We start from the raw sequence: 303 nt of genomic DNA, 5'->3' as shown, positions 1-303 counted from the left end.
ACTGGCGTGATGCCGCTCGAAAACGGCTATTTTGCACAAATCCTGCGCGGGATCTGCCGTGACTTCGCCTCCGCGGACCGGAACGGTCATCCGTACTTCCTTCGTGTCCACGTGATTTTCCGTGACACGAATCACCCGTACAGGTACATTCCCCTCCTGTACTGGAGCCGCAATGCGGAAATCCGCAGCACTCAGCTCGTGCCCCAGATTGACCGTGTCCATCACTTCTGCAGGATACACGAAGCTCTCCCAGTCAGCGACCATTTGGCCGTACTCCGCTACCAACTGTCCTGCTGCAATGGT

1 pseudogene is annotated in these 303 nt (G+C 57.1%); it reads right to left on the bottom strand.

What is annotated here, in order from left to right:
* A pseudogene (locus WG8_RS28240) lies at nucleotides 1-303 on the bottom strand (adenosine deaminase); the annotation flags it as partial.

This window comes from Paenibacillus sp. Aloe-11 (genome assembly GCF_000245715.1).
In the GTDB taxonomy this organism is placed as follows: domain Bacteria; phylum Bacillota; class Bacilli; order Paenibacillales; family Paenibacillaceae; genus Paenibacillus; species Paenibacillus kribbensis.
The sequence above is the reverse complement of the archived record's forward strand: the minus strand, read 5'-3'. Positions and strand labels throughout refer to the sequence as shown.